General features: G+C 39.8%; 19 protein-coding genes. 1 reads left to right on the top strand and 18 read right to left on the bottom strand.

Going from position 1 to position 16211, the window contains the following annotated elements; all coding sequences use genetic code 11:
- Positions 1-955: 955 nt before the first annotated feature.
- From GX437_08530 to GX437_08445, 18 genes are all read right to left on the bottom strand, one after another.
- Positions 956-2224: a peptidoglycan DD-metalloendopeptidase family protein gene (locus GX437_08530; protein ID NLJ07700.1), complete on the bottom strand. Its 1269-nt coding sequence runs from the start codon at positions 2222-2224 to the stop codon at positions 956-958.
- A 199-nt stretch (positions 2225-2423) separates the two neighbouring features.
- On the bottom strand, positions 2424-3098 hold the full coding sequence (locus GX437_08525) for a TonB family protein (GenBank protein ID NLJ07699.1): 675 nt from the start codon (positions 3096-3098) through the stop codon (positions 2424-2426).
- 189 nt (positions 3099-3287) lie between these two features.
- Positions 3288-3965, bottom strand: a complete 678-nt coding sequence (locus GX437_08520) for an energy transducer TonB (protein NLJ07698.1) — start codon at positions 3963-3965, stop codon at positions 3288-3290.
- Complete coding sequence (gene vanZ / locus GX437_08515; GenBank protein ID NLJ07697.1) at positions 3962-4375, bottom strand: VanZ family protein; 414 nt, start codon at positions 4373-4375, stop codon at positions 3962-3964. Before vanZ ends, GX437_08520 begins: the two co-directional genes overlap by 4 nt.
- Positions 4365-4745, bottom strand: coding sequence for a glycine cleavage system protein GcvH (gene gcvH / locus GX437_08510; GenBank protein ID NLJ07696.1), 381 nt, complete (start codon positions 4743-4745; stop codon positions 4365-4367). The genes vanZ and gcvH overlap by 11 nt, the downstream gene beginning before the upstream one ends.
- A 52-nt stretch (positions 4746-4797) precedes the next feature.
- Positions 4798-6093 carry a methionine adenosyltransferase gene (locus tag GX437_08505; GenBank protein NLJ07695.1) on the bottom strand — a complete coding sequence of 432 codons (1296 nt, stop codon included), beginning with the start codon at positions 6091-6093 and terminating at the stop codon, positions 4798-4800.
- Between the two features lie 47 nt (positions 6094-6140).
- Positions 6141-6851 carry a UMP kinase gene (locus GX437_08500; protein NLJ07694.1) on the bottom strand — a complete coding sequence of 237 codons (711 nt, stop codon included), beginning with the start codon at positions 6849-6851 and terminating at the stop codon, positions 6141-6143.
- Between the two features lie 81 nt (positions 6852-6932).
- Positions 6933-7766, bottom strand: a complete 834-nt coding sequence (locus GX437_08495; protein NLJ07693.1) for an elongation factor Ts — start codon at positions 7764-7766, stop codon at positions 6933-6935.
- A gap of 27 nt (positions 7767-7793) precedes the next feature.
- Positions 7794-8576 carry a 30S ribosomal protein S2 gene (rpsB, locus tag GX437_08490; GenBank protein NLJ07692.1) on the bottom strand — a complete coding sequence of 261 codons (783 nt, stop codon included), beginning with the start codon at positions 8574-8576 and terminating at the stop codon, positions 7794-7796.
- Between the two features lie 10 nt (positions 8577-8586).
- Positions 8587-8973, bottom strand: coding sequence for a 30S ribosomal protein S9 (gene rpsI, locus GX437_08485; protein ID NLJ07691.1), 387 nt, complete (start codon positions 8971-8973; stop codon positions 8587-8589).
- Positions 8974-8982: 9 nt separating this feature from the next.
- Positions 8983-9426: a 50S ribosomal protein L13 gene (gene rplM, locus GX437_08480; protein NLJ07690.1), complete on the bottom strand. Its 444-nt coding sequence runs from the start codon at positions 9424-9426 to the stop codon at positions 8983-8985.
- A 139-nt stretch (positions 9427-9565) separates the two neighbouring features.
- Complete coding sequence (efp, locus tag GX437_08475; GenBank protein NLJ07689.1) at positions 9566-10132, bottom strand: elongation factor P; 567 nt, start codon at positions 10130-10132, stop codon at positions 9566-9568.
- A 25-nt stretch (positions 10133-10157) separates the two neighbouring features.
- The gene (locus GX437_08470) at positions 10158-11162 is read right to left on the bottom strand and encodes a ketoacyl-ACP synthase III (protein NLJ07688.1); all 1005 of its coding nucleotides are present in this window, start codon (positions 11160-11162) and stop codon (positions 10158-10160) included.
- Between the two features lie 2 nt (positions 11163-11164).
- Positions 11165-12127, bottom strand: a complete 963-nt coding sequence (gene plsX / locus GX437_08465) for a phosphate acyltransferase PlsX (protein NLJ07687.1) — start codon at positions 12125-12127, stop codon at positions 11165-11167.
- Positions 12128-12141: 14 nt separating this feature from the next.
- Positions 12142-12330 (bottom strand): 50S ribosomal protein L32, encoded by a 189-nt coding sequence (gene rpmF, locus GX437_08460; protein ID NLJ07686.1) that lies wholly within the window; start codon positions 12328-12330, stop codon positions 12142-12144.
- Between the two features lie 22 nt (positions 12331-12352).
- On the bottom strand, positions 12353-12880 hold the full coding sequence (locus tag GX437_08455) for a DUF177 domain-containing protein (GenBank protein NLJ07685.1): 528 nt from the start codon (positions 12878-12880) through the stop codon (positions 12353-12355).
- Positions 12881-12943: 63 nt separating this feature from the next.
- Positions 12944-14035 (bottom strand): 4-hydroxythreonine-4-phosphate dehydrogenase PdxA, encoded by a 1092-nt coding sequence (gene pdxA / locus GX437_08450; GenBank protein ID NLJ07684.1) that lies wholly within the window; start codon positions 14033-14035, stop codon positions 12944-12946.
- Positions 14032-15486 carry a leucyl aminopeptidase gene (locus GX437_08445; protein ID NLJ07683.1) on the bottom strand — a complete coding sequence of 485 codons (1455 nt, stop codon included), beginning with the start codon at positions 15484-15486 and terminating at the stop codon, positions 14032-14034. The genes pdxA and GX437_08445 overlap by 4 nt, the downstream gene beginning before the upstream one ends.
- A 183-nt stretch (positions 15487-15669) precedes the next feature.
- Here GX437_08445 and rsmA point away from each other — a divergent pair.
- Positions 15670-16211 (top strand): ribosomal RNA small subunit methyltransferase A (gene rsmA / locus GX437_08440; protein ID NLJ07682.1); only part of this gene is annotated, 542 nt, incomplete at its 3' end.

Here is a 16211-nt window from a genome sequence, read left to right as displayed (position 1 = left end):
ATTGAAGTCAATAGCCGAATCGGGGTGGAGTATGCCGGGGAAGATGCGAGACTGCCATATAGGTTTACCATTAATCCTGAACGAATATTATAGGATTTTTTCACCACGGAGGTAATTTCACCACGGAGGCACGGATTTTTTTACCACAGAGGACACGGAGGAGCACAGAGGTGATTTGACCACGGAGGCACGGAGACACAAAGTTTTGTAAATATTTTCTTGGTGACTTGGTGTCTTTGTGGTTAATGGTTTTTGACCATGGAGGCACGGATTTTTTCACCACAGAGGACACAGAGTAGCACAGAGATTTTTCACCACAGAGGACACGGAGGAGCACGGAGGTGATTTGACCACGGAGGTACGGAGACACAAAGTTTTATAAATATTTTCTTGGTGACTTGGTGTCTTTGTGGTTAATGGTTTTTGACCATGGAGGCACGGATTTTTTCACCACAGAGGACACGGAGTCTCACAGAGATTTTTCACCACAGAGGACACGGAGTCTCACAGAGATTTTTCACCACAGAGATCACAGAGGAGCACGGAGATTTTTCACCACAGAGATCACAGAGGAGCACGGAGATTTTTCACCACAGAGATCACAGAGTAGCACGGAGGTAATTTCACCACGGAGGCACGGAGACACAAAGTTTTATAAATATTTTCTTGGTGACTTGGTGTCTTTGTGGTTAATGGTTTTTGACCATGGAGGCACGGATTTTTTCACCACAGAGATCACAGAGGAGCACGGAGGTGATTTGACCACGGGGGCACGGTGACACAAAGTTTTATAAATATTTTCTTCGTGACTTGGTGTCCTGGTGGTTAATAATTTTTCAGCTTCTTGATAGACTAAACTAAATTTCATTAAGGTATCATTCAGTGTTCTGTCTGGTAAGATATTTTAAGCACTTAAAATGAAAATAGAATTTTTGGGGTAAGGTAAAGTTCAGGGTTATTTTTCTTTTTCAGCGGGCGGTTCTATTTTGATTTTGTCGAGTTCATGAATATATTGATCCCTGATTTTAATAAATTCAGGCATATTTTCCGCTGAAACTGATTCAACGGGGGGACTTTTCAGATTTAACGGGTTAATGGGAACACCATTTTTCCAAATCCTGAAATCGAGATGTGCTCCTGTGCTAAGTCCCGTTGAACCGACATATCCTATTGTTTCGCCTTGTTTCACCTTTGCTCCTTTCCGGATGCCCTTTGCAAACTGGGAAAGATGAAGATAAGCAGAAGTATAAGTTGCATTGTGTCTTATTTTCACCGTATTGCCTCCTCCACCCTGATACCCTGCAAAAACAACCGTTCCGTCACCGATGGTGCTGACGGGTGTTCCCGCTCTTGCTGCATAATCAATCCCATGATGTGGGCGGTAACGGTGAAGTATGGGATGAAAACGGGCATTGCTGAATCCTGAACTGATTCGGCTGAATTTTAATGGCGCTTTTAAGAACATCTTTCTCAGGTTTTTCCCGTCTTTGTCGAAAAAATCTTTACGGCCACTTTGCTCAAAAGGAATGGCATAATATGCATTTCCTTCATGTTCAAACCATGCCGATATTATTCTGCCAATGCTTACCACCTTGTTTTCCACCTTGACTTCCTCATAAATAATCCGGAATTTGTCATTTTTCTGAATCCTGAAAAAATCAATATCCCATTCAAAAACTTCGGAAAGAGCATTGATAAGGGACGGAACAGCTCCGTATGCAGTCATGTCTTGCCACAGTGAATTCATCACAACCCCTCCCATTGTTCGGATAATAGTATCAACTTCTTTTTGTAATCTGCTGACCTTCAAAGGATATTGGAGTTTCATCAATACATAAAAGATGGGATTTTCTTCATAAACAAAATATTCAGCTTTTCTGATACTGTCTTTTGATAAAAAAACAAAATACCTGTTCCCTGCCTTGAATTTTCTCAGCGGAAATACATTTAAAGCACTGTCTTCCAACTCATTTATCTGATTTTGAGGATATGAGAAAGATTTCATAATGTCGGAAAAGGAGGTGTTTTTCGCAATAATTCCACTATCTACCTGAAAAGAATCCAGATTAAACCCATATAGGTATTGGGGAACAACAACCAATGTGTCTTCTGCTTTGCCGGTTTTTATTTCTTTGGGAGCAAAAGGCCTGATAAACAGCGTGAGCAACAGCAATATAAAAACTATGGCAAAAAAAAGTGAGGCAAAAAGCCTGATTTTATTCATTCTCGTTATGTATTTAAGTTGAAAAGACTTGTTTATGTAGTAAAAAGAGTTGCAAAAAAACGAAAATAAAACGGAATCTGAAGGAAAATATTTTGCGAAATAAAAGAGATAGCAGAAAAGAGTCAGAAAATGAATAAGTTAAGGGGGAAAAATGCTTATCTGAAATAAAATCAAATTGAGGTTATGAAGTTTTTAGCAATTAATGCACAATAGTAAACCTGATGGGCAGATGAAATCCTGCTTTGACAGGCTTGTCTCTTTGGATACCGGGTGTCCAGCGTGGCATTTTGCTGACTACCCTTACTGCTTCATGGTCAATATTTGGTGAAACAGATTTAACAACGTGAATATCTGATAAAGAGCCATCTTTTTCAACCACAAAGGCCACGACCACTACTCCCTGAACATCATAACTTCTTTCAGGCTCAGGATAAACGATATTGGCTTTTAAAAATCTGGCAAGTTCAATTTCACCACCCGGGAATTCAGGCCTTTTTTCCAATGGAATAAATCCATAAGGGTCGTAATCGACTTCAGCAGTATCTTCCGGGAAATCAAAAACAATTGAGTCTGTTGGCTTAACATCCACCCTGAACAGGTTCTGCAAATTGCTGTCGAAAGGCACGGTCCGGCTGACAATTTTTAGGACCGGATTGTTGATTACCAAAGGTTTCTGAGGCTTTTGCCATGTTACATCCGTAATTTCTTCAGCTTCAGCATAGTTGAAATTGTTCTGTAGTGAAATGTCTTTACTGTCTCTGGAAGACCAGGTAAAGGCTAAAATGACCACCGTCATTGAACAGATTAATCCTAACTTGAAAAAAATACCTCTCATCCTTTCTTCATCTGCATGTTTTGATTTTTTCGGTTTCATGGCTTTTAATTTTAGAATGTTAATGTTATGATGCAAGTTATGGCAACATTCCATAAATTCAGCTGAGAATATCTGAAAGTTAAAAAGAAATGAGTAGTGAGGTTGAATATTGAGAAAAAAGAAAGGTAAAGGCAAAAAAAAACCGGCAGGGGAATTTGCCGGCTTTTAAGTTTTTATTTTAACAAATATTTACTGGAGAGTAAACCTGATAGGCACATTGATGGTGACCCTGACCGGTTTTCCTCTTTGTTTTCCGGGTGACCATTTTGGCATGGCTTTAATAACCCTGATGGCTTCATCGTTGATATTTGGCGTAACGCCTTTTAAAATTTCAACTTTATTGACGCTTCCGTCTTTTTCAACGACAAAGGAAACAACCACAAGGCCCTGGATACCATTGTCCCTTTCAATTTCAGGATAGCGGATATTGTCTTTAAGATATTTTTGAAGGGCAACTTCTCCGCCAGGAAAAGTGGGCATATCTTCCACAACAAAGAAAATTTCTTCTTCCACCACAGTTTCCTTTTCTTCCTGTAAGACAGGGATTTCAATGGCCTGTTGTTCATTGGCTTCAACATCCTGTAACTGGTTCGTATTATCAACTTTGACATTATCTTCAACGATTTCGATTTCAGGAGGTGCAGCCGGTGGCGGGGCCTGAGGTGGAGGTTGATCCTGTTTGGTGATGTCGGCTACTTCTTCTTCTTCGTCAAGTACCAGATTGCTTGAAAGGTCAACAGTTGTTTTATCATACTGCGTCCACTCAAAGGCAAGAATTGACAGAGCCAGAGAAATGGCCAGACCTATACGAAAATAAAGGCCGGATTTTTTATCCACATCAGCCTTTTCAGTCTTTTTCGGTTTCATAGGTTTTTAATGATTAAAAGATTTTTTCTTAAAACAAAAAAGAGCAAAATTCCTGCAAATACTCCTGTTGAATCGGCTAAAACATCGCTTAAATTAGCACTTCTGCCTATTGCTGCTGTCTTTTGAAGTATTTCCATTAGAATTCCGTATAAAATTGAAATAACCGCAACTGCAGTTATCTGCAAAGGTAAACTAAAACGGAGATTTTCAAAATTAATGGCTAAAATTATTGAGAAAGTAAAGACAAAATAAATGATGAAATGGGCAATTTTGTCAGCAGGAATAAAAAAATCGAACCACCACTTTTCAGCAACACTTTCAGGCATGAGCGATAAAAAAGCAATTAAAAGGGCCCAAAAAAAAGGGAAGCCAGTTATTAAAAATCTGATAAACTTATGTTTATTCTTCAATCAGTTTTGCATATTCTTCGGGGCTAAGCAAATCGTTCAGCTCTGCCGGATCCGACAAGGTTATTTTAATCATCCATCCTTTACCATAAGGGTCTTTATTAACCAGCTCAGGAGAATCGTCAATTTCAGGATTTTTTTCAAGAATATGGCCTGATGCGGGCATATACATATCTGAAACGGTTTTTACGGCTTCGATGGTTCCGAATGCATCTCCTTTGGAGAGTTTATCGCCAACAGTTTCAATTTCGATATAAACGATATCTCCTAACTCTTTCTGAGCAAAATCTGTAATTCCTACATAAGCTTCAGTTCCTTCCACACGAATCCATTCGTGGTCTTTGGTAAATTTTAAATCTTCAGGGATTATCATGGCTATAAATTTTGATGCGAAATTAAAGGAATCTTACAATACGGAAAATATTTTACAGGTTAAATTCTTTTTTCAGCTTATCAACGTAATCAAGTTCTTCCCATGGGAAAAACTTAGCTTTAATCTGATATTTTCTACCATTGCAATTAGGTTTGGGGTCTTTCGGGTCGTAATATACTTCCACTTCTTTTTCGTAAACATCTCTGCCGAAATGTCCATAACTGGCTGTAGGCTGAAAAATGGGCAGTTTTAGTCCAAATCTTTTGACGATAGCGCCCGGGCGAAGGTCAAAAATTTTTGCCACTCTTTCGGCCAGTTCGCTGTCGCTGAGTTTTTTCCCCTGACTGTTTTTAATTTTACAGGTACCATAGGTGTTGACAAAAAGACCAACGGGTTGAGCGATACCGATAGCATAGGCCACCTGAATGAGAATTTCATCAGCAATACCTGCAGCGACCATGTTTTTGGCAATATGGCGGCAGGCATAGGCAGCAGACCGGTCAACTTTTGAGGAATCTTTTCCCGAAAAAGCACCTCCACCATGAGCTCCTTTTCCACCGTAGGTATCAACAATGATTTTTCTTCCGGTAAGTCCGGTATCCCCGTGAGGACCACCGATAATAAACTTTCCGGTGGGGTTGACATGTAAAATGAAGTCTTCCTTAAAAAGTCTTTTGACACGCGGAGGGCAAAGTTTTTTAACTCTTGGGATCAAAATATTTCTGACATCCTGGGTTATACGCTGATGCATTTTTTCTGTGGTATCAAATTCATCATGCTGGGTAGAAACCACAATGGTATGTACACGCAAGGGCTTATGATTATCGCTGTATTCGATAGTTACCTGAGATTTTGAATCGGGTCTGAGGTATTTCATTTTACGCCCCTCTTTTCTGATGGCTGCCAGTTCCTGAACAAGCATGTGGGCAAGCTCAACGGCAACGGGCATGTAGTTATCCATTTCGCGACAAGCATAGCCAAACATCATTCCCTGGTCGCCAGCACCTTGATTCTCAATGTTTCCACGATCAACACCCATGTAGATGTCATCGCTTTGGGCATGAATGGCACTGACGACTCCACAGGATGCGGAATCGAACATATATTCAGCTTTGGTATAACCGATTTCATGGATGGTCTTTCTTACAACATCCTGAATTTCAACATATCCGCGAGTTCTGACTTCTCCGCCTACCACTACCAGACCGGTAGTAACAAATGTTTCACAGGCTACTTTTGATTCAGGATCAAATCGAAGAAATTCATCAAGTAAGGCATCTGATATCTGGTCGGCCACCTTATCGGGGTGTCCTTCCGAAACGGATTCTGAAGTAAAAAAATATGGCATTTTTAGAAATTTTAACGTTAGTGAATGTGTGCAAATTTAGAACTTTTCTAAGAAATAATAGTTCCAATGTTTTCTTCTCCCTGTATTATTTTCAGGAGGTTCCCTTTTTCATTGGTATTATAGACAATGACAGGTATTTTGTTTTCCTTGCAAATGGCAAAGGCAGCAGTATCCATTATTTTCAGGTTTTTCTGAATGGTTTCGTTAAAACTGAGGGAAGTATAGCGGGTAGCATATTTGTTTTTGGCCGGATCATCCGAATAAACACCATCCACCTTGGTCCCTTTCAGTAAAATATCCACTTTAAGCTCAGCTGCACGCAGAGCTGCTGCTGAATCGGTCGTGAAAAATGGATTTCCTGTTCCTCCTGATAAAATCAATACGTATCCTGATTCAAGATATTCAATAGCATGATCATTATTGAATTCCTCGGTCATTTTTCCGATATGGAAAGCAGAAAGATGCTTGTTCCGTATTCCTTTTCCTGAAAAAGCTTCCGACAGGGCAATAGCATTAATACAAGTGGCGAGCATACCCATCTGATCGGCCTTTGATTTACTGATTATCTCATTCTCAATTAGTTCTGTCCCACGAAAAATGTTTCCTCCTCCGATCACAAGGGCGAGCTGAACACCTTTCTGAACTACTTTTTCTATTTCATCTGCATAGTGAAGCAGCATGTTTTGATCGATACCAAAATCCAGATTTCCAGCCAAAACTTCTCCACTGAGTTTGACCAATACTCTTTTGTATTTCATGCTTTTGTGTTAAAAAAATAATACCCTTTATTTGTGCAAAAATAAAGGGTATTGTCTTTATAGAGAGAAAATTTATAAAAATCAGGAATTTATAGCAATACGTACAAAATCAGTAATTTTTAAGTCTTTATCAACCTGTGCGATATAATCGCCAACGGTTTTGCTGTTGTCTTTAACAAAAGGCTGGCTGAGCAGGGTGTTTTCTTTGAAAAATTTATTAAGCTTGCCCTGTGCAATTTTTTCAATCATATTTTCTGGTTTGCCTTCCTGTCGTGTTTGTTCGACAGCAATAGCCATTTCGCGGTCGATGACTTCCTGACTGATTCCCGAAGGATCGATGGCATAGGGGTTCATGGCTGCTATCTGCATGGAAACATCTTTCCCGCAGGTGATGTATTCATCTTTCCCTGATTTGCTGAGGCCGGTGAGGACGCCAATTTTGTTCCCGCTATGAATGTAACTGACAACCAGATCAGAGGAAAGAGTTTTATAGTTGGTAATGTCGATTTTTTCACCGATTTTAGCCAGTTGGTCGTTGAGGAGGTCAGAAACTTTAGAATTTCCGACCGGAAGTGATTTGAGTTCTTCGATGTTGTTGGGTCTGTATTGAAGTGCTGTTTCAGCAATTTTATCGACAAAAGCGATAAAATCAGCATTTTTAGCAACAAAATCAGTTTCGCAGCACACTTCTACCAGGAGGCCAAATGTAGCATCCGGAGAAATTTTTGCACAAATAACGCCTTCAGTGGCATCACGGTCAGCTCTTTTAGCCGAAACTTTTTGTCCTTTTTTACGTAAATAATCAATGGCTTCTTCAAAATTGCCGTTTGTAGCCATGAGGGCTTCTTTACAATCCATCATTCCGGCTCCTGTGGCTTTGCGGAGCTTTACCACGTCTGCACTATTAATTGTCATAAAATATTGTTTTTGAATTTATTGTAACTATTTTTGGTTTCTTCTGCGTCTGTGAGGACGGGGTGCAGATTCATCCGTATTTTTTTCTTTTACCTCTTTTTCGATTTCTTCTTTTACTGATTTTCTTTCGTTCAGTCCTTCTTCTATGGCTTGGGTAAATAATTCAGTAATGAGGGCTATTGATTTGGTAGCATCGTCATTGCCGGGAATGGGGAAATCTACTTTTGTCGGGTCGGAATTGGTATCCACAAGCGCAAAGGTGGCGAGGTTCAGTTTGGTTGCTTCAGCTAAGGCTATGTGTTCTTTTTTAATGTCGATAATAAACAATGCTGAAGGAAGACGTTTTTGTTCGATAATTCCGGATAATACTTTTTCGAGTTTTTCTTTTTCACGCATCAGCATGTTACGCTCTTTCTTGTTCATGTTCAGCACAGTGCCATCTTTAAACATGGTTTCAATCGAATTCAGTTTTTTGATCGATTTTCTGACCGTGCTGAAGTTAGTGAGCATTCCTCCCAGCCACCTTTCGGTAACGTAAGGCATATTGACTCTTTTTGCAGCCTGTTCGATGATTTCTTTTGCCTGTTTTTTAGTGGCTACAAACAAAATTTTTCTGCCGGAACGTGAAATGTTTTTTGCAGCATTACAGGCTACCTGAAGTTTTGATATTGTTTTTTTGATGTCAATTAAATGAACGCCATTGTGCTCCATAAAGATATAGGGAGCCATTTTGGGATTCCATTTACTGCTGTTGTGCCCGATGTGAACACCTGCTTCAAGAAACTGGTTTAAATCATAATTTATTTCCATACTATCGTCATTATCTCTTTCTGAACTGAAATCTTTTTCTTGCTTTAGGGAAACCAGGTTTTTTACGCTCAACCATTCTCGGATCACGTTTTAATAAACCGTGGCTTTTTAAAACATCTTTAAATTCTTCGTTAATCTGTATGAGAGCCCTCGAAATGGCTAAGCGGGTAGCTTCGGCCTGGCCTGTAGTACCTCCTCCGTAAACATTGACCATCACATCATACTGTCCGGCAGTCCCGCTGAGCTTGAAGGGTTCTTCAATTGATGACTGAAGGAAGATGGTCTTAAAATATTCTTTGTAATCGGAGTCGTTGACTTTAATGTTTCCTTCGCCTTTTTTCAGAAAAACTCTTGATACGGATGTTTTTCTTCTTCCTACTGCATGAATATATTCCATTTTCAATTATTATATTTCTAATTTAACCGGGTTTTGTGCGATATGAGGATGTTGTGGACCAGTGTAAACGTGCAGATTTTTCAGGTATTGTTTCTGAAGTCTGTTTTTGGGGAGCATTCCTTTTACAGCATGCAGGATTAAATCTTCTGGTTTGCGATGTAAGATATCTAATGGTGTTCTGAATTTTTGCCCTCCCGGATAACCCGTATGCCTGACATACAGTTTATCTGTCATTTTCTTTCCGGTGAGCCTTACTTTTTCTGCATTGACAATCACTACTTTATCTCCGGAATTAAAGTGGGGAGTATAATCTGGTTTATTTTTTCCCATGAGGATTTTGGCAACTTTTGAACTCAGGCGTCCCAAAACCTCACCTTCGGCATCGACCAGATACCATTTACGGCTGACAGTGGCCTTGTTTACAAATACCGTTCTATAACTTAAAGTGTCCACTTATTCAAAATTTTTAAAATTTCTTATTTCAATTGAGAGTGCAAAGGTATAAATAATTAATAATTCACATCGTGGTGAAGAAAAATATTTTTTTGAAACAGGGAAAAGGAATGAATGCCTCTTAACAGCCTGATTGTCATCATTTTTTTACCCTTTCAACATAGGTACGTGTACGGGTATCAATCCTGATGACATCATCAGTGTTGACAAAAAGAGGAACCATTATTTCAGCGCCCGTTTCGAGGGTGGCGGGTTTAAGCGTATTGGTAGCTGTATCTCCTTTGACACCCGGTTCGGTATAGGTTACTGCCAGTTCGATAAAAGCAGGGAGTTCGCAATAAAGAGGTGTTTCGGTTTCTTCGTGGTAATAGATGCCTAATTCCTGTCCTTCCTTGATTAAATCATGATTTTCAACCATTTCTTCAGGAAGTGTAACCTGTTCAAAAGTCTCTGTATTCATGAATACATATCCGGATTCATCCTGATATAAAAACTGGAAAGGATGATAAACCACTTTGGCAGTCGTAATTTTAACGCCTGAAGTAAAAGTATTGTCTATCACTTTCCCTGATGGAATTCCCTTCAGTTTGGTACGGACAAAAGCAGGCCCTTTCCCTGGTTTAACATGTTGAAAATCAACAATTTGATAAAGTTCATTATTAAATTCAATACATAATCCGATTTTAAAATCTGCAGTAGTTGCCATAAATATCCATTAAAAAATGTTAAAATTATCTTTCATCAGCGTTATAAGCCCATTTTAAATAAACAGAGCCCCAGGTAAAGCCACCTCCGAAGGCAGCAAGTATCAGGTTGTCTCCTTTATGCAATTTGTTTTCCCACTCCCAGAGACAAAGGGGAATGGTACCATTCGTGGTATTTCCGAAATGGTCAATATTGATCATTACTTTCGACTGATCGATGCCCATTCTTCGTGCAGTAGCATCTATGATTCTCAGATTGGCCTGATGGGGTACCAGATAAGCAATATCTTCGGCTTTCAGGTTGTTTTTCTGCATGATGTCGTAAGAGACATCTGCCATGCCTTTTACGGCAAATTTGAAAACCGTTTGCCCTTCCTGATGAACGTAATGGAGTCTCTGATCAATGGTTTCGTGAGAAGCAGGAAGAGCCGATCCTCCGGCTTTTTGATGGAGATATGGCATGCCAGAGCCATCGGTGTGGCAAATACTGTCGATGATTCCGAGACCATCTTCAGCTGGTTCCAGCAAAACAGCACCAGCTCCGTCTCCGAAAAGAATACAGGTTTCGCGGTTAGTATAATCGACCAGATAGCTCATTTTATCGGCACCCACCACGATTATTTTTTTTAATGCCCCGGATTCAATGTATTTGGAAGCAGTAACAAGAGCAAACAAAAATCCGCAACAGGCAGCGTTCATATCAAAGCTGAAGGCGTTTTTAATTCCGGTTTTTTCACTGATAATATTGGCTGTGGCCGGATAAAGCATATCGGGTGAAACGGTCGAACATATCAGCAATTCAACTTCTTCGGGTTTTGTCCTTGTTTTTTCGAGCAGTCCTTTAACTGCATTTGCGCCCAAAACTGATGTGCCTTGTCCTTCGCCTTTAAGAATATGTCTTTCTCGTATGCCTGTCCGAGTGACGATCCATTCATCAGTGGTGTCAACCATTTTTTCAAGATCAGCATTGGTAAGTACATCAGGAGGTACCCATCCGTTTATTCCGGTAATAGCTGCTCTTATCTTAGCCATGTCTAAAATTTAAGAATTTTTTTAAAACTTTCTGCTATTTTTTCAATGAGCTTGTTTTGATAAATTGAAATTGTCTGAGCCAACATATTTTTAATAGCAAAAGGAGAAGACATGCCATGTGCAACCATGACAATCTTGCTGATTCCCAATACCGGAGTGCCTCCGTAATTTTCATAATTGAAGGTTTCAAAATACTCGTCTTTTATCTGCCGGTATTTCAGAAGACGGTAAAAGCCTTCAATGGTTTTTAAAAGAATATTACCTGTAAATCCGTCACAAACAATCACATCGGCTTTGTCAGTAAAAATATCGTATCCTTCAACATTGCCTATGAAATTGACTGAATTGTTTTCTTCCATCAGGCGGTAAGCTGACTGGGTGACGAGGTTACCTTTTTCTTTTTCTGAACCGATGTTAAGCAGCCCGACTTTGGGATTTTCGATATGATAAATGGTTTGAAGATAAGCTGAGCCAAGAATGCCAAACTGATACAACACATCATCTTTGCAATCAGGATTGACGCCAACATCAAGCAAAATACCTGTTTTATTGTTTTTTTTCGGGATGATGGTTGAAATGGCAGGACGAATTACCCCTTCAAGAGGTTTTGCAGCATAAAAAGCACCCACCATCATGGCACCGGTGTTGCCGGCACTGGCAAAAGCATCAATCTCTCCCTTTTCAAGAAATTTAAAACCTTTGGTGATGGTTGAATCAGGTTTTCTTGAAAATGATTTTGTGGGTGATTCACTCATGCCAATAACTTCGGAAGCATGAACAAATTCAACCTTTTCTGATTCTGAAAGAGATTGGTGGAGGCCAGGAAATTGTTGCTTAATTGCCGGAAGATCACCGATTAAAACCAGTTGATAATCCTTATCAGATTCCTGAATAAACTGATAAGCACCTTGAAGATTAGTCAAAGGTGCATGGTCGCCCCCCATCAGATCAAGGCCGATGCGCATTGGCTCAGAATGTGTTATTTGGTTGATTTTTCGAGAACAACCTTTCCCTTGTAGTACAACTTGTCTTCTGACCAGTATGCTCTGTGGCGGAGATGGGTTTCTCCTGTGGTCGGACAGGTGGATAATGTTGGCATCTGGGCATGGTCATGTGTCCTTCTTTTATCTCTTCTTGTTTTTGAATGTTTTCGCTTCGGATGTGGCATTTTAGTTTATTTTAAAAGTTTATTAATTTAATTCATTATTTTCGTAATCAATTGACTGTGATTTTTTTTCCGATGAAATTGTAAATTCTTCAAGTTTTTTAATCATCTCAGGATCGCATTTATCTCCTACCATATCGCAGGTTTTCCTGACCGGAATCTGAAAAAGTACAAAGTCGTGAATGTTGTCGGCTATATTGATGGTATAATCATAAGGACCGGCATAAATGATATCCTCATCTTCAGGAGCTTTGGATGAAGAATGTCCTACCTTGAGAAACATTTTATGGTTGGAGTGAAAGGGATAGTCGATTTTATTCAGGCATCTGTCGCAATAACAGTTCAGATGACCGTTAAATAAAAATCCAAGTTCAAAAAAGACTTCGGAAACTTTATTAATGGTAAAATCAAGCTGAATGCTGATGTCGTCTTCAAATTCAGGATCGTAGTGTTTCAGAAAAGCAGAATTGAGGTCAAAAGCAAAATGATGTTCACCGAATCCTATTCCGGCAAAGCGAATATCATAGTTTTTATAAAAGCTTTTCTCCTTCAATTCAAAAATTTTTAGGTTTTTATTGAAGTGCAAAGGTAGATAAACAAACAAAACAAGGAAAAATTAATCTTCTTCGACTTCTTTTTCTTTTTCCCTGACGATACGTGTTTGTAAAGGATTTTTGGAAAGTTCCTGATATTCAGCTCTGTTTTTCAGGATGTTGAGGGCCAGAAAGATGCTCTCGCGAAAACTGTTTTCATTGGCAATTCCTTTGCCTGCCAACTGATAGGCAGTGCCATGGGCAGGTGAGGTTCTGACAATGGGTAATCCGGCAGTATAATTCACACCATTGTCGAACATGGCTGTTTTGAAGGGGGTCAGACCCTGATCGTGATACATGGCTAAAACAGCATCATATTTCAGATAATCGCGACTTCCGAAAAAGCCATCTGCTCCGAAAGGCCCGAATACATTCATGCCTTCATCAAAGGTGTTTTTGATGGCCGGAATGATAATGTTTTCTTCTTCATCACCCAAAAGTCCGCCATCTCCGGCATGGGGATTTAAACCCAACACGGCAATTTTGGGTTGAGTGATGGCAAAGTCAACTTTTAGGGTTTGGTTAAGTATCTTTATTTTTTTCGTAATTAACTCAATACTAAGTGTTTCAGATACCTTGCGGAGAGGAAGGTGAGCCGTAACGAGTCCGACTTTCATCTCTTCTGAAACCATCAGCATCAGGTAGTCGGAGGCACCGGATTCTTTCATCAGATATTCTGAATGGCCTGGAAAATGAAATTCATCGGACTGTATATTTTTTTTGTTGATGGGTGCGGTAACGAGGGCATCGGCCAGATTGTTTTTGATGGCAAACATAGCCGCCTGCAACGACTTTAAGGCATATTTTCCCGATGTTTCTGTCGGAACTCCAAGATGGATGACAGAATCCACTTCGTTTTGCCAGTTGCAAAACAGGTTCAGTTTATCAGGGTTAAGCTTTTTAGGATTTTTAACATTTTCATATTCAAGCTCCGACAAATCGATAATGTTTGCATAGTAACTGATGAGGTTTTTGCAACAATAGAGCAGGGGAGTAACAAAATTATAAATTCTTTTGTCGGAAAAAGTTTTGAAAACCACTTCCGGTCCTATGCCGTTGATATCTCCTATGGAAATGGCAATTACCGGCTTTTCCTTTTTGATTGTATCTGTCATTTTGTACTGTAATTTTGAATTAAATAATTGATTATCAAACGTAAACCTATTGCCGTTCCGCCTTTTGGATAATATTTGTATTCCTGATGGGCAAATGAAACCCCGGCAATGTCAAAATGTATCCATGGGTAGTCAGTGAATTTTTCAAGAAACTTGGCAGCTGTGATAGCACCGGCATCCCGTCCGCCTGTATTTTTAATCTCAGCAATATCAGATTTGATGAGTTCGGCATAGTCGTCCCAGAGTGGAAATTCGACAAATCTCTCAGAAGTTTCATCAGAGGCACGGATGAATGATTGTTTTATTTCTTCACCGGTTTTAAAAAAGGCTACCATTCCATATTTCCCGATAGCTACTGAGGCTGCACCCGTAAGCGTGGCGAGGTCAATGACGAGATCGGGCTGATAGTTTTTGGCATAAGCCAGTGCATCGGCAAGTATCAGTCTTCCTTCCGCATCTGTGTTGAGAACTTCAACGGTTGTTCCGTCATACATTTTGATTATATCACCCGGTAGGATGGCATCTTCACCCGGTCGGTTGTCGGTGGCAGGGATAAGTCCGATGAGGTGAACAGGAATTTTAAGCTGAGAGACAGCCTGAAACACTCCGGCAACTATGGCAGCACCGCTCATGTCGCTTTTCATGTAGTCCATCGAGTTGGGTGTTGGTTTTAACGACAATCCTCCGGTATCGAAAACAACTCCTTTTCCAACGAGGATGAGGGGTTTTTTATTTACTGCATTCTCAGGCTTCCATTCAAGCACAGAAAAGGTAGGTGGATTTTTACTTCCTCTGTTGACTCCCAGTAAACCGTTCATTTTCAGCGACTTAATTTTTGATTTTTGCCATACCTCTGCTGTAAAGCCGCTTTTTTTACCCAACTCTTCTATCCTTTTACCCAATTCAACTGCGGTCAGCTCTGAACCCGGCTCATTTATCCAGTCTCTGACCATGAAGATGGATTCAATGATTATCTTTTGTTTTTCAATGACTTTTTCGAATGATTTATCCGCAATTATCTGAATTGCCTGATACTGATGGCTTTGCGGGTCAGTTTTAAATTTGCTGAACTGGTAGGAATTGAGTAAAAATCCTTCCAGATAAGCGCTTTTCAAATCTTCTTCTGCTTCAACGTAAATCTGAAGGGATTCATATTTGTATTTTCCAAGCGACCTGTACATAAGCGCACCCTGGGTACGAAAAACCTCGGAAAAGTTAGTTCCCTGAGATGGTTTGTCCTTAATCAGATGAATAAAAATGTCGGCACCGTGACGAAAAATCCTGAACAAATCAATGTCTTTCTCAGCATGCCATTTGACCTGATTCAGTTCTTCAGCAGACAGACCGGCTTTATTGGCCAAGATGAATGATTCAGCTTCTTCTTTCTTAATGACGGCCAGTGTCGGAATGTCTGGCTTTAAAATTTTATTGATTGACAGTTTGGGTAACATTTTTTTTCCGGCAAAAATACAGTTTTAAAGCTATCTGAACTTAGAGATACCAAAAGAAGGACCTTTGCCTAAATTATTAAAAATCAAGCTTTCTGAAAAAAATCCCGGACACACAACCATCAGTTTCATCAAGTGAGGCTGAAAAAGACGAATTTTGCCTCTTGAAAATTTGATTGTTGTTTAGTGGTTTTTGCCAAAAAAAGATATGGACAGCATTTTCTGGCCGATGCCAACATTGCCCGAAAGATTGCCGATAGCCTGATTAATATTAATAAGGTGTATCAGAACCTTATTGAAATAGGTCCCGGAAACGGAAGTCTGACCCGTTTTCTGCACCAAAAATATGCTGATGCGCTCTGGCTTATTGAAATTGACAACGATCTGATTCCCTCTCTTCAGCAAACTTTTCCGGAAACTAAAATATTAAATGTTGATTTTCTTTCAGTTGACTTTCAGAAAATTTTTACGGATCAGACAGGCATTATAGGAAATTTTCCCTACAACATCTCAAGTCAGATTTTGATTAAAATCCTTGAAAACAGGCAAATAGTTCCTGAAGTGGTTGGAATGTTTCAGAAAGAAGTTGCGGAAAGGCTGGTGGCAGCACCCGGAAGCAAGGAATATGGGAGGCTCAGTGTTTTAGTGCAGACCTTTTATTCAGTGAAAATACTTTTCAAAGTGCCTCCGACTGTTTTTCTTCCACCTCCGAAGGTTGAATCGGCAGT

This window comes from Sphingobacteriales bacterium (genome assembly GCA_012517435.1).
In the GTDB taxonomy this organism is placed as follows: domain Bacteria; phylum Bacteroidota; class Bacteroidia; order CAILMK01; family JAAYUY01; genus JAAYUY01.
This window is presented reverse-complemented; position numbering and strand designations above follow the sequence as displayed.